Genomic DNA, 14803 nt, shown 5'->3' with positions numbered 1-14803 from the left:
GCATTTGGATAGTTTTTAATCTCAGCTAACCATTTCTGCTTTTTTTATATTCAAACGGCATCATCATTTGATGCAGGACGCCACAAACAATGCCCGCCTTTTTTCTCAACTAAATCTAACCGAGACTCATGCTCAGCAAGCTCTTCTGCGGTTGCTCTTATGACTCTTAATCCTGAAATTGGACGCTCAATACGTTGAATATCATTTTGCTCTTGTTCGTTACTTGATTCGCCTTCCATTGAAAATGCTAATGCGGTTTGTCCACCGGTCATTGCCAAGTAGACATCAGAAAGTATTTCAGCATCCAATAACGCGCCGTGAAGAGTACGTTTAGAGTTATCTATTAAGTATCTATCACATAAAGCATCAAGGTTATTTCGCTTACCGGGAAATAATGCCCTTGCCATTGCAAGGCTATCAGTAATTTGGCAGAACGTTTCGGTAGGCGGAATATCACGGTTAAGTTTTCTAAACTCATAATCCATAAAGCCGATATCGAACGATGCGTTATGAATAATCAGTTCAGCGCCACGAATATACTCTAAAAACTCGTCAGCAATATCCGCAAAAGAAGGACAATCCTCTAAAAACTCATCACTAATACCGTGAACTTCAAAGGCTTCAGGATCAACTAATCTTTCAGGCTTAATATACACATGGAAATTTCGCCCTGTTAATCGACGATTGATAACCTCTACGGCACCAATTTCAATGATATTATGACCTTCATAATGAACGCCCAGTTTATTCATACCGGTAGTTTCGGTATCAAGTACAATTTGTCGTGTGATTGGAGTGCTCATAATCCGTTTTTATGTCAGACTTAGGGTTAATTTTTCGTATTAATCAAAAAGGATAAGTCGCCTTTATGCACAAGCAGGTAGAAATATTCACCGATGGTTCATGCTTAGGCAACCCAGGCCCCGGTGGTTATGGCGCTATTTTACGCTATCAACAACATGAAAAAACCCTGAGTGAAGGTTTTTTTATGACCACCAATAACCGAATGGAACTTCTTGCCGCTATCGTAGCATTAGAAACGTTAAAATTCCCTTGTAAAATTACACTAACAACAGATAGCCAATATGTCAGGCAAGGTATTACACAATGGATCCATAGCTGGAAAAAGCGTCAATGGCGTAAAGCAGACAAAAGCCCTGTGCTGAATGTCGATTTATGGAAGCGATTAGATAGTGCTATTACTCGTCATGAAATTGAATGGCATTGGGTGAAAGGCCATGCAGGTCATGATGAAAATGAACGTTGTGATGAATTAGCGAAAGCAGCTGCACAAGCACCAACTCAAGAAGACACAGGTTATATCGAAAGCCAAAAAGATAAAACCACAGATTAGTAAGCATTATGACTCTGGATGATTACGAGTCGCCCCTAAAACTCGACCTTTTACACTCATGCGTGGTAAGGCAAATTTCAAGGCTGTGGGTGTCAAAGGAAGCGTTCTTTTACGTGCAATGATTAAATTTAAACAGCCACCAGTATGATAGCGGCTACCATCACGTTTTATTGGTCTTGAAAATGGCATAATCTGGAAATTCTGTTGCGTCATCACTTCATAATTTAACACACTAAGCCAATCTATTTGGCGACGAAGTGAAAACATACGACTAGAATAAGGCTGTTTTTGTCGTAAAAAAGGCGTGCATTTTCCCAGTCCTAATAAACTAATTGGGTTAAAGCTCGTTAATACTATCCAGCCATCATCGATTAAAACGCGATCAGCTTCTCGTAATAGCCAATGGGGATCCGCACTATAATCAAGCATATGTGCCATAAGGCAAACATCAATCGATTTATTTTCAAAGGGTAGATAATTTAAAGACGCGATAACATCCGCATTTATTGCATTTGATGTCACATTGACTTGATGTGAAACGATACTTAATTTGGTATCCAGTTCGGCACTGAGTTGACCGAGTTTCAACAAATGAAAGCCATACATTTTCGGCCACCAATTTTGTAAACGCAATTCAATCGCCATGCGATAATATTCTCCCCAAGGAATATCTCGCCAAGAATCTGGCATAATAATCGGTGTTGCTGAACGTGCTGCTTTCATCGTTTAACCCTTTATAATTTATAAGTAAGGTAACTTATATGGAGCTTATCAGAATTCCTGCTTTATCCGATAACTACATTTGGCTATTAAGTAATGAAAATAGTGAATGTGTGATTGTTGATCCTTCACAAGCTAAGCCTGTTATTGAAATACTCTCACAACGGTCACTAACACCTATCGCAATTTTATTAACCCATCACCATGATGATCATGTTGGTGGTGTCGCTGAACTTGTAAAAAAATATCCTAACATCGACGTTTTTGGCCCACAAGAAACACAAAGTAAAGGGGCTGAAAATATTATTCATAACCAAGAGCATATTATTATTAGCTCTTTTACTTTTAATGTGATTGGTACACCAGGCCATACATTGGGTCATGTTGCTTATTATTGTGAGCCTTATCTATTTTGTGGCGATACCCTGTTTTCAGGGGGGTGTGGCCGTTTATTTGAAGGGACTGCGCAACAGATGTTTAGCTCATTACAAAGATTAAGTGCATTACCTGATAGCACATTAATTTGTTGTGCGCATGAATATACGCTTTCAAATATGAACTTTGCACATCATATCATGCCAGAAAATGCACTTATTACCGATTATTTAGCCCAAGTTAGTGAAATGCGTAAAAACTTGCAGCCTACTGTGCCGATAACACTGAAAAATGAAAAGAGTATTAATCTTTTTTTGAAATCTGACGATATTGATTTACAAAGGATTTTAGGTATAACCACTAATACTTACGCTCCAATTAAGACATTTACAAAATTAAGAGAATTAAAAGACAACTTTTAGTGCCTATTGGTTGTTTTATTTGGGCACACTAAGTATCATTTGGTTCAAAAAACACACAGGATGAATTTTTCTATTATGAAGACAAAAGCGATTTTGTTCTCCATATTGCTATTGGCGGGTTGCCAGCAATCTGAGAACATTAAACCTAATTTGTCTGCGATCACACCACTATCAACGAAAGGGACTTCAACTTCTCACCAACCTCAATATGATGTAAAAACCAATTTATGGGGTTATGTGGTAAGTGAATTGAAAATGGAACTCCCCGAAAATGAAAGGATCTCGCAGCAAGAGTTGTATTTTTTAAATAATCCCAAACATATACAGAGCGTAGCTTCTCGCGCTGAACCTTATATGTATTCAATTATTGATGAAATTGAAAAACGTGAATTACCGATGGAACTTGCTCTCGTTCCTGTTGTTGAAAGTGCCTTTAATCCCCATGTTACCTCATCTGCAAATGCAGCTGGTTTATGGCAATTTGTTCCAATAACCGGTAATTACTATGGTTTGGCACAAAACCAATGGTATGACGGCCGTCGTGATGTCATGGCGTCAACCAAAGCTGCACTTGATTTACTTGAACGCCTGTATGTAATGTTTGATAGTGATTGGGCACTTGCCCTTGCTGCTTATAACGCTGGTGAAGGCCGTGTTATGCAAGCAATAAAGGCAAATGAAAGTAAAAACTTACCAACAGATTATTGGTCTCTTTCTTTACCTAAAGAAACGATGAATTATGTACCGAAAATTCTCGCATTAAGTAAAGTTATTCGTGAAAACGAACAAAATATTACTTTTCCAAAAAGTAACTATCGCGATAAAGCATTGGCCTCATTTGATGTCGGCGAACAAATCACGTTAAATAAAGTTGCTGAATTAAGCCAGTTACCTATAAATACAGTGAAAGATTATAACCCTGGCTATAAACGAGGAATAACCGCACCAAATGGCCCTCATGTCATTATGTTGCCTCGAAATAAGCTTGAGCAATTCCGTAATGCTTTTGCAGATGAAGCGGTATTAGAGACTATTCGTTTAGCTGTTGCCAAAACAAATCAGTCTATTAAGCAAGAAGGTATTTATAAAGTTCGCTCTGGGGATTCATTTTACGCTATTGCTCGTCGCTACAATATGAGCATAAAAGACTTACAACGTATTAATGGATTAAATGCAAAAAGCACCCTATTAGTAGGACAAACATTAAAAATTCATAATGCAGGTAGTATCAGTAATAGCACGGTAACAAAACCGACAAAACCGTCTCCGAGTTATTACAAAGTTCGACAGGGAGATTCTTATTACAGCATCGCTCGTCGCCACGGTATTAACCTTAAATTATTAATGAGTTGGAACTCAGACATTAAAATGTTAAAACCGGGTACACAACTTACACTTTACACAAAATAGCTAATTTATATTCTATATTGATTAAAGCCATCAATGTTATGACATCTTTGGTCTTAATATTGATGGTTTTTTATGACTAAGACAAATCATGCCATTCCCCCCTTGCTTGATTTATTTTCTAAAGCGATCTCTATGGCCTTAACAACGTCAATTCAAAGAATAACAAGATGTAGGCAATAAAAAAGCGCCTGATATGACTATCAAGCGCTCTATTTAGATTAATTTGGTGTATTAACTACAGCCAGAAGAACCAAGCAAACAGAGAGATAACTAAAATACAAACTAGGTTAAGCACCCCACCGACTCGCACCATCTCTGTCTGTTTAATATAACCGGAGCCAAAGACAATCGCATTTGGTGGTGTTGCAACAGGTAACATAAACGCACATGATGCACCGATACCAATAATCATTGTTAATGCCATAACTGGCATACCTAATGCTTGAGCTACTGTGGCGAAGATTGGCACTAATAACGCCGCACTCGCCGTATTACTGGTAAATTCAGTTAACACAATAATAAAGGTCGTTACTGCAAGAATAATCACGAACCAATGGCTATTACCAAAGGTATTTTTCATAAAGTCAGCCATCACCAAACTTGCACCAGAAGATTGTAGAATTGCGCTCAGTGTTAAACCACCACCAAACAGCATTAATACACCCCACTCTGTGTTCTCTTGAATTTGGCTCCAACTTGCTACCCCTGTCACACCGATAACAATTGCTGCGCTTACAGCAATCACGGTATCCAAATCTTTCACACCACCAAAAGCACTGCTAATGAAAGAACTGAAGATCCAGCAAAATACAGTAACTAAGAAGATGATCATGGTAATAACACGTTTGTTATTCCACTCTAAGACTTCTAATTTCAGGTCAAACTTATGTTTTAAGTTAGGACGTAACATCAGATACATCACGATAAACATGATAGGTAATAATACCAGCATGATTGGGACACCGTACTTCATCCACGTAATGAAATCTAAGTTTAATTGAGCTGCTGCAATCGCATTTGGCGGGCTTCCTACTAACGTACCTAAACCACCAATACTCGCACTGTAAGCAACACCTAATAATACGAATACGAAAGTATTACGTTCTGAACGAATATCTAAGTTAGATAAGATACCTAACACTAAAGGTAACATCATTGCTGCTGTTGCAGTGTTACTGATCCACATTGACAATAATGCAGTGACACCAAATAACAACAATACCGCAATTGAGAGTTTACCTTTTGCAATCATTAATAAACGGTTAGCAATTAAGCGGTCTAGCCCTTGAATATGAAGCGCCGTTGCTAAAGCAAATCCACCGAAGAACAAGAAAATAATAGGATTCGCAAATGATTTTAATGACTCATTTGTATTCATTAGCCCAAGTACGACGGCTAAAATAGGAATAAATAATGCTGTGATCGTAACGTGAACAGCTTCAGTTAGCCATAACACTCCCACAAACACCATTAATGCTAAACCTGCATTGGCCTTCGGATCATAAGGTAAAAATTCAAGCAAAAGTAATAATAAAACGACATCGATTGCCAGAATAATTAACCCTCGTTTGTTTATCGGGCTTGATTTCGCCGATGGGGCTAAATTGGACGCGTCCATTGATAATACTCCACATTAGCTGATATGAACATTAGGTTCACTAAGCCATAATTGTTAACGAAATAGGTTATATGTGAAATATAAAAACATTTCGCACCATTGAAAATGTGCAAAACGTATAATTGGGATCTCATCCACGAGAATTAACCAATTTATTAATAAAAGAGTAATAATTGAACACTATTTCCTCTTACACGTCACACTTTTTCAAAGTGCTCCAGAATAAATATTCTTTTTTCCTATAAAAAAATCCAAAAAAAAGAGGCGAACACAAGGTTCGCCTCTTTATAATTAATAAGATTTTTTAATCAAAGATACAAGATTATGCTTGGCCTTTAACTTCTTTCAGACCATTGAAAGGCGCTTTGTTACCTAATGCTTCTTCGATACGGATCAGTTGGTTGTATTTAGCAACACGGTCAGAACGGCTCATAGAACCCGTTTTGATTTGACCAGCAGCTGTACCAACTGCTAAGTCAGCGATAGTTGCATCTTCTGTTTCACCAGAACGGTGAGAAATAACAGCTGTGTAGCCTGCATCTTTCGCCATTTTGATTGCTGCTAACGTTTCTGTCAGTGAACCGATTTGGTTGAATTTGATCAGAATTGAGTTAGCGATACCTTTGTCGATACCTTCTTTCAGGATCTTAGTGTTAGTTACAAACAGGTCGTCACCAACCAGTTGGATTTTGTCACCAAGAACTTTAGTTTGGTATGCGAAACCATCCCAGTCAGATTCATTTAAACCATCTTCGATAGAAACGATTGGGTATTGTTTAGTTAGTTCTTCTAAGTAATGAGTGAACTCTTGTGAAGTGAAGGTTTTGCCTTCGCCTTTCAGTTCGTAGTTACCCGTTTCACTGTTGTAGAACTCAGAAGCTGCACAGTCCATAGCCAGAGTAACGTCTTTACCTAAAACGTAACCTGCTTTCTCAACGGCTTCTTTGATAGCAGCTAATGCAGCAGCGTTAGATTCCAAGTTTGGTGCATAACCACCTTCGTCACCCACTGCAGTGTTCATACCTTTTGCTTTCAGCACTTTTGCTAAGTGATGGAAGATTTCTGAACCCATACGCACAGCTTCTTTCAGAGTCGGTGCACCAACAGGTTGGATCATGAATTCTTGGATATCAACGTTGTTATCTGCGTGCTCACCACCATTGATGATGTTCATCATTGGCAGAGGCATAGAGTATTGACCGTGAGTACCGTTCAGATCAGAAATGTGCTCGTACAAAGGCATACCTTTTGCAGCAGCTGCTGCTTTTGCGTTTGCTAAAGAAACCGCTAGGATTGCGTTTGCACCAAAGTTTGATTTGTTTTCAGTACCATCTAAATCGATCATGATTTTATCGATGTTAGCTTGGTCTTTTGCATCTTGGCCAAGGATAGCTTTAGCGATTGGGCCATTAACAGCTGCAACCGCTTTCAGAACACCCTTACCTAAGAAACGTGATTTATCACCATCACGTAATTCTAATGCTTCACGAGAACCTGTTGATGCGCCTGATGGAGCAGCCGCCATACCAACAAAACCACCTTCTAAATGAACTTCAGCTTCAACAGTTGGGTTGCCACGAGAATCAATAATTTCACGACCAAGTACTTTAACGATTTTGGACATTCGGTTTTCCTCTGTACAAGTTAAATTTCCGAGAAGAGATACCCTATCTCTTCTCATATATCCTATTTCAGCAAACCTTTTTGGTTATCAAAGGCTGCTTTCACAAAGCCTGCAAATAACGGATGGCCGTCACGCGGCGTTGAGGTAAACTCTGGGTGGAATTGACAAGCAACAAACCAAGGATGGTTTGGATTTTCAATAATTTCCACCAGCTTGTTATCTACTGAACGACCTGCAATACGTAAACCCGCATCTTCGATACGTTTTAAAAGTAGATTATTTACTTCATAACGATGACGATGGCGCTCTGTAATGGTGTTTTTTCCATACAGTGTACGTACTAAGCTATCACCACTTAAATGGCAAGGCTGAGCACCGAGGCGCATCGTGCCACCTAAATCACTCTCATCTGAGCGTACTTCAATGTTGCCGTCTTCATCGCGCCATTCGGTAATTAATGCGATAACTGGATATTTACAATCTGGTGCAAATTCAGTGGAGTTCGCACCCTCCATACCAACAACATTACGTGCAAATTCAATCATAGCAACCTGCATACCTAAGCAAATGCCTAAGTAAGGGATTTTATTTTCACGTGCATATTGAGCAGCCATAATCTTGCCCTCAATACCACGTTCACCAAAACCACCTGGTACTAAAATTGCATCTAACCCTTTAAGCATTTCTACGCCACGGGTTTCAACATCTTGTGAATCAATGAGTTTGATATTTACAGCAACACGGCTTTTGAAACCACCATGTTTTAAGGCTTCAATCACTGATTTATAGGCATCTGGTAATTCAACATATTTACCAACCATACCGATGGTTACTTCGCCTTCAGGGTTAGCTTCTTCATAAATAACTTGTTCCCACTCTGCAAGATTTGCAATTGGGCAATCCAAGCTGAATCGTTTACAGATATAATCATCTAATCCCTGAGATTTCAATAGTGCAGGGATTTTATAAATGGAATCAACGTCTTTTAATGAAATAACCGCTTTCTCTGGTACATTACAGAACAGCGCAATTTTTGCACGTTCATTAGCAGGAATAACGCGGTCTGAACGGCAAATCAACGCATCAGGTTGAATACCGATTGACAGTAATTCTTTTACAGAGTGCTGTGTTGGCTTGGTTTTCACTTCACCTGAAGCGGCTAAATAAGGCACCAACGTTAAATGCAGGTAGAATGTGTGCTCACGACCCACTTCTGCTGCCATTTGGCGAATCGCTTCTAAGAAAGGTAAAGATTCGATATCACCAACAGTCCCGCCGACTTCAACTAAAACGACATCATGGCCTTCGCCACCACGGATGATGCGTTCTTTGATTTCATTAGTGATATGAGGAATAACTTGAATTGTAGCCCCAAGGTAGTCACCACGGCGCTCTTTGCGTAATACTTCAGAGTATACGCGACCAGTCGTAAAGTTATTACGACGAGTCATTTTCGTGCGAATGAAGCGCTCATAGTGTCCTAAGTCGAGATCAGTTTCAGCACCATCGTCAGTGACGAAGACTTCCCCGTGCTGAATTGGGCTCATAGTACCTGGATCGACGTTGATATACGGATCCAACTTCATCATGGTGACATTGAGTCCACGGGCTTCGAGTATAGCCGCCAAAGAGGCTGCGGCAATGCCTTTACCCAGAGAGGATACGACCCCGCCGGTCACAAAAATATAATTCGTTTTCATGCTGAACCTGAAAGTTTAGGTGTATTAGGATGATGGATATAACTGGACGGGAACACAGTATACCCGAACCTTATTTTCGCTACAAACATTCTTAGTAGTATAAAGTTCTTTTTCATCACGCCACTTATCCGTTTAAACACGAAAAAACAGTAAAAATTCAATAAACTAAACCCGTGAAAATATTTCTCAAGCATCTTAGCTTAATCCTTTCAGCTAAGATATCACTTTTACAGAAGAGATGCTTTATTTTTTTCACGATATTGAGTGTAGCAGGTTTCTAGCGCGATATTTTGCTTCTGATCATGCGTTTAATTTTTTTGAGGTCAATCACATTTTCAATGCAATGAAATGTAACGGCAATATTTAAAATTACCCAAAAACAAAAAAACGAAATTACCTTTTATAATTTCGCTTTTTAAAATTTTTTATAAAAATGGCTGAAAAAACGAGATGTTATAGACTATTTTTATCGCATTTTATGTCACGCTTGCGTTAATTTGCGTGTCACAATTCACTCAATCTGTTGTTTCTTTGCTTTCTGCCAACAGATCTCCATCTCTTCCAATGAAGCATTTTCTATGCCTATGCCATCTTCCGAGAGCGTTTTTTCAACAAAGCGAAAGCGTTGTTCAAATTTACGGCATGCTCGATTTAATGCTTGTTCTGGTTTTTGTTTTAAATGCCGAGATAAATTTACAACTGAAAATAATAAATCACCCAATTCATCTTCAATTTTAGACGCATCTTGAGGTGTTTTTTTCACTTCAGCCATCACTTCATCAATTTCCTCAAACACTTTACCTAAAACAGGTTCAAGTTCATTCCAATCAAATCCAACAGAAGCACATCGTTTCTGAATTTTTTCTGCTTTCATCAAAGCGGGTAATGTGGCGGGAATATCATCTAATAATGAAAATTGTGCTTTAGCCTCACGCTCTTGCGCTTTAAGTTTTTCCCAGCGATGTTTTTCCGTTGATAAATTATTTTCGCTTTCGGAGGCAAAAATATGAGGATGACGACGTTCTAGCTTATTACTAATGGCTTCACAAACATCATTAAAATCAAATAACTTTTGCTCTTGCGCCATTCTTGAATAAAAAACAACTTGATAAAGCAAATCGCCTAACTCTTCTTTTAAATCAGCAAAATCTTTACGAGTAATAGCATCTAACACCTCATACGTTTCTTCTAAGGTATAAGGTGCGATAGTGTCAAAAGTCTGCACTTTATCCCATTCACATCCAGTATTAGGATCACGTAGTTGCGCCATAATTTCTAATAAACGAAAGATTTCACGATTTTCTGACATCACATAGCCTTTTAAATAAGAGTGAGCGTTATCCTGTTTAACACATTTTTAGATAAAAAAATGCCGAGAACAGTTGTCTCGGCATCTTATCATTTCAAGCTCAAGATCTTAAAAATAACTTTTTTGAAAGAATAATGACATTTTAAATTGAACTATGAATTTGTTATTTACAAATATACTCCTCGCTATAAATCCACTCTTAAACACCATATAAATACGTCATTTTTATCAAAGGATTAATAAAATGAGTGAAAATGTAATTCAATTTAGTTCATTAACTGTAACTCCACATAGTGCTTATATTCCAGAGTATGCTTTTAATAATAATTTTTCATTTAATCAAGCTACAAATATTATTTGCAATGCTTTTATGCAGAATAAAAACCAAGAATGCCCAGTTTGTGGAAAGAAAAATTGCCCAGCATTTAAAAATGAATGTAAATCTTACTTAAAACAAAAAACCGAATTAGCATTAAAAAAAGCATTAAGAATGCGACCTTATGGCCGTGCTTTAATGCACAGATCAAACGAGTTTAATGAAAGCTCTCCATTACTATTATTGAATATGAAAGAAAACAATATTCCATTAAATAATGAAAATATAGGTCATATATTCGAAGCAGATCTGAATCTAAGTAGAATGTTTTACCAAAAAATGAACTATATAAATGGTTTTCTCTTTGATATTCATTTTAGTCCTCATCCAGACCCTATGTTACAAAATATAGGTGAAAAATTTGGGGAATATTCCCGCTGGCTACCCTCAGTACGATTAGCCTTACATGCCTTATATGCAGATAAAGGCGCAGACAATATAAATAATTTTCCTGAGATGCAAAAATATATTAGAGATCAAAATTTTAAATCCGCATGCCAAGATTTCCATAATAATATGACGTTTACACATCGCAATTTCCAAATTGCTGATATTCTAGCTCAACAAGCAAATAAAAAAGAACAAACAAACGATGAATTTAAGCTGTTGCATGATTCAATAAAGTTTACGGCTGATTTTTATAAAGAAGTGTTTAATGCTTATGGTGATAAAGCAAGGAAATTAGCGGAATCTTTAGCACAACAAACCAGAGGAAAAACCATCCGTAACGTTGATGATGCGCTAAAAGCTTACGAAAAATACAAAGCGGATATCAATAGAAGAATTAATGCCAAAGATCGTAAAGCTATTGCAACCGCATTGGAATCGATCAAACTCGATGATATAAATCAAAAATTAAAAAAATTTAGTAAAGGTATGTTTTTTGTAAGTAAAGCCCTTGACGTCAAAGATTTATGGATAGAGTTAATAAAAGCAACAGAGACAGATAATTGGCGTCCATTTTTTGTTAAAGCTGAGACTATATTTGCAGGAATGGCGGCTACATCTGTAGCAGGATTTACATTTAGTGTGCTTCTAGGTGGTCCCATAGGGATATTAGGATATGGATTGCTCATAGCAAGTATTGGAGCATTGATTGATAACGACTTAATTGAAAAAGCCAATAATTTGATTGGTATTTAATTAATACTTTAAAGGTTGTTTATTTAGAAAAGCAACCTTTTCACTAACACGAATAATATAAAAATTATTGTAATTGGTATAGATAATAAAAACACAATGAAACTATATAAAGCCAAGCCACCAGCTTTACCTGCTGTATCTGAAAATAGTCCTCGATTCCAAAATTCTTTGGTAGTAAATTGAAGAAAAAAACATTCAATCCCCCATTTAGCCAACGGATATAGTCCAATACCAGCAATACTAATTAACAACATCAGACTTTCATACTTCAACTCATATTCTAAGCAAGAGTATAAAAATAGAGCACCAATAAACCACCCCCAACACATATTTTTAATATAATATTGTTTAGTTATCTTCATATTTATCTACTAGATCCCTTTTATTTAAAACCATATTTATTTTAAATAAACCATAACAATTTAATTACTAACTAAATATACAGTTTTTCTGATTTTTAGATAAAAAAATGCCGAGAACAGTTGTCTCGGCATCTTATCATTTTCATATTTTAGTGAGAAAAGCGTTTCGCTTCTATCACATCAGGCAACTGATTAAGTTTTGCCAAAATACGACCTAATACTTGGAGATTATAAATCTCAATATTCATGTCGATTGTCGCAATTTGTTGCTTCACATCACTACGGCTACTAACGCCTAGCACATTAACTTTTTCATTCGCTAAAATAGTGGTGATATCGCGCAATAATCCACTTCGATCATTAGCAACAACACGAACGACTAATGAATAACCACTAGAGTAATTTTCTCCCCATACAGCATCAACGATACGTTCTGGTGCATGAGAAAGCAGTTCAGCAAGTTGCTCACAGTCTGCTCGGTGAATCGAAATACCTCGTCCTTTAGTAATAAAACCAACAATATTGTCACCTGGAATAGGTTGGCAACAGCGTGCTATATGGTGCATTAAGTTACCCACACCTTCGACAACAATACTACTCCCTGAGCCTGTGTTTCTTGGTGCTGGTGTTTTACTCTCTAGTGTCCGTAATGCTTCTTTATCTTCATCTTCCGCAGTGGCTTTATTTAATTTACTTTGAATAAAGTTCACTAACTGGTTAATTCTGATATCACCGACACCAATACCAGCTAATACTTCATCAACACTATGCACGTTATAACGCGCAATCAGCAGTTTTTCTGCTTCTTTCATGTTGATATCCATATGTGCCAATTCGTTATCTAAAATCTGACGCCCCGCAAGAATATTTTTATCGCGATCTTGCTTACGGAACCAATTGTGAATTTTCGCACGCCCACGACTTGTGGTGACATAACCTAAGTTAGGATTTAACCAATCGCGACTTGGGTTAGGATGTTTTTGCGTGATGATTTCAATTTGATCGCCCATCTGTAACTGATAGCTAAATGGCACAATACGTCCACCAATTTTCGCCCCAATACAGCGGTGCCCTACATCACTATGAATATGATAAGCAAAATCAAGTGGTGTTGAGCCTGCTGGTAAATCAACTACATCACCTTTTGGTGTAAAGACGTAAACCCTATCATCAAAGACTTGGCTACGGACTTCATCCAACATTTCGCCAGAATCTGCCATCTCCTCTTGCCATGCAATCAGTTTACGTAACCATGCAATACGGTTTTCATAACTGCCTGTACCGCCTTTCGTCGCAGCGCCAGTTGCACCTTCTTTATATTTCCAGTGCGCAGCCACACCCAATTCTGCATCTTCATGCATTTGGCGAGTACGAATTTGGATCTCAACCGTTTTGCCTTCAGGCCCTAACACAACGGTATGAATAGATTGATAGCCATTAGGTTTTGGATTTGCAACATAATCATCAAATTCATCAGGCAAATGGCGGAAATGAGTATGCACAATCCCTAATGCCGCATAGCAGTCTTGAAGCCGTTCAACGACGATACGTACCGCTCTCACATCAAATAACTCATCAAATGCGAGATTCTTTTTCTTCATTTTACGCCAAATACTATAGATGTGTTTGGGACGTCCATAGATATCTACATCGACATTCTCTTCCTTCATATAACCGCGTACTGTACTGACAAAATTATCAATGTACTGTTCGCGATCAATACGGCGCTCATGAAGCAAGCTTGCTATTTTTTTGTATTCATCAGGATGAAGATAACGGAAACAAAAATCTTCTAATTCCCATTTTAATTGGCCAATACCCAATCGGTTGGCTAATGGCGCGTAAATATTAAAACACTCTTTGGCCGCCAGTACGCGCTCATCTTCTGTGGCATCTTTCACTTCACGTAAATGGGCAATACGCTCTGAAAGTTTGATGACCACACAACGGAAATCTTCCACCATGGATAACAACATACGACGTACATTATCCACCTGAACCGAACTTGTTTCATTGGTATGTGTCGCTTTTAATTGGCGTATGGCATCCATTTCCATAACACCTCGCACTAAGCTCCAAATAGCATCGCCAAAATGTTCAGTAACGACTTCCTGATCAATAAGATTTTCTTCAGCAAGCGGGAAAAGGAGCGCTGCCCTCATGCTGTCTTTATCCATGCTTAGTGTCGAAAGAAGCTCAACCATTTCAATACCACGCCACAATAACAGTTCGGCATCTTCACGCCCTTGAACAGTACGATGGCAGTATTCCCAGGCTTGCATGATTTCACTACCTGCATTGGCATGGGTTAAGTTCAAACTGTTGACCCATTTATCAACAGCAAACTCGCCTGCAGGTGTTAAGTGAGCACTTCTTACTGCAACCATATT

General features: G+C 38.0%; 12 protein-coding genes. 4 read left to right on the top strand and 8 right to left on the bottom strand.

Going from position 1 to position 14803, the window contains the following annotated elements:
- Positions 1-50 precede the first annotated feature (50 nt).
- Complete coding sequence (gene dnaQ / locus GWI97_RS04040) at positions 51-803, bottom strand: DNA polymerase III subunit epsilon (RefSeq protein ID WP_036932707.1); 753 nt, start codon at positions 801-803, stop codon at positions 51-53.
- A gap of 65 nt (positions 804-868) precedes the next feature.
- Between dnaQ and rnhA the strand changes: the two genes are divergently transcribed.
- Positions 869-1354, top strand: a complete 486-nt coding sequence (gene rnhA / locus GWI97_RS04035; RefSeq protein ID WP_036932708.1) for a ribonuclease HI — start codon at positions 869-871, stop codon at positions 1352-1354.
- A gap of 6 nt (positions 1355-1360) precedes the next feature.
- Here rnhA and GWI97_RS04030 read toward each other — a convergent pair whose 3' ends face one another.
- Positions 1361-2077 (bottom strand): methyltransferase domain-containing protein, encoded by a 717-nt coding sequence (locus GWI97_RS04030; RefSeq protein ID WP_036932710.1) that lies wholly within the window; start codon positions 2075-2077, stop codon positions 1361-1363.
- A gap of 38 nt (positions 2078-2115) precedes the next feature.
- On the opposite strand from GWI97_RS04030, the gene gloB reads away from it, so the two are divergent.
- Together gloB and mltD are read left to right on the top strand one after the other, a co-directional pair.
- Positions 2116-2871, top strand: coding sequence for a hydroxyacylglutathione hydrolase (gene gloB / locus GWI97_RS04025; protein WP_036932713.1), 756 nt, complete (start codon positions 2116-2118; stop codon positions 2869-2871).
- 75 nt (positions 2872-2946) lie between these two features.
- Entirely contained in the window at positions 2947-4281 is a 1335-nt protein-coding gene (gene mltD / locus GWI97_RS04020) for a murein transglycosylase D (protein ID WP_036932719.1), read from the top strand.
- 235 nt (positions 4282-4516) lie between these two features.
- Here the strand turns inward: mltD and GWI97_RS04015 are convergent, their stop codons facing one another.
- The 4 genes from GWI97_RS04015 to mazG all read right to left on the bottom strand — a co-directional run bounded on the left by GWI97_RS04015 (position 4517) and on the right by mazG (position 10532).
- Positions 4517-5899 (bottom strand): SLC13 family permease, encoded by a 1383-nt coding sequence (locus tag GWI97_RS04015; RefSeq protein ID WP_036932720.1) that lies wholly within the window; start codon positions 5897-5899, stop codon positions 4517-4519.
- A 322-nt stretch (positions 5900-6221) separates the two neighbouring features.
- On the bottom strand, positions 6222-7523 hold the full coding sequence (eno, locus tag GWI97_RS04010; protein ID WP_036932722.1) for a phosphopyruvate hydratase: 1302 nt from the start codon (positions 7521-7523) through the stop codon (positions 6222-6224).
- Between the two features lie 62 nt (positions 7524-7585).
- Positions 7586-9223, bottom strand: coding sequence for a glutamine hydrolyzing CTP synthase (pyrG, locus tag GWI97_RS04005; RefSeq protein WP_036932724.1), 1638 nt, complete (start codon positions 9221-9223; stop codon positions 7586-7588).
- 511 nt (positions 9224-9734) lie between these two features.
- Complete coding sequence (gene mazG / locus GWI97_RS04000; RefSeq protein WP_087803017.1) at positions 9735-10532, bottom strand: nucleoside triphosphate pyrophosphohydrolase; 798 nt, start codon at positions 10530-10532, stop codon at positions 9735-9737.
- A 244-nt stretch (positions 10533-10776) separates the two neighbouring features.
- On the opposite strand from mazG, the gene GWI97_RS03995 reads away from it, so the two are divergent.
- Positions 10777-12051 (top strand): colicin-like pore-forming protein, encoded by a 1275-nt coding sequence (locus GWI97_RS03995; protein ID WP_115370442.1) that lies wholly within the window; start codon positions 10777-10779, stop codon positions 12049-12051.
- Positions 12052-12074: 23 nt separating this feature from the next.
- Here GWI97_RS03995 and GWI97_RS03990 read toward each other — a convergent pair whose 3' ends face one another.
- Complete coding sequence (locus GWI97_RS03990; protein ID WP_103005062.1) at positions 12075-12413, bottom strand: colicin E1 family microcin immunity protein; 339 nt, start codon at positions 12411-12413, stop codon at positions 12075-12077.
- 149 nt (positions 12414-12562) lie between these two features.
- Entirely contained in the window at positions 12563-14800 is a 2238-nt protein-coding gene (gene relA, locus GWI97_RS03985) for a GTP diphosphokinase (protein WP_036932731.1), read from the bottom strand.
- Positions 14801-14803: the final 3 nt, after the last annotated feature.

Source organism: Proteus sp. G2300 (genome assembly GCF_009915965.1).
In the GTDB taxonomy this organism is placed as follows: domain Bacteria; phylum Pseudomonadota; class Gammaproteobacteria; order Enterobacterales; family Enterobacteriaceae; genus Proteus; species Proteus vulgaris.
Note: the sequence above shows the minus strand (reverse complement) of the source record. Positions and strands in the feature narration are given on the sequence as shown.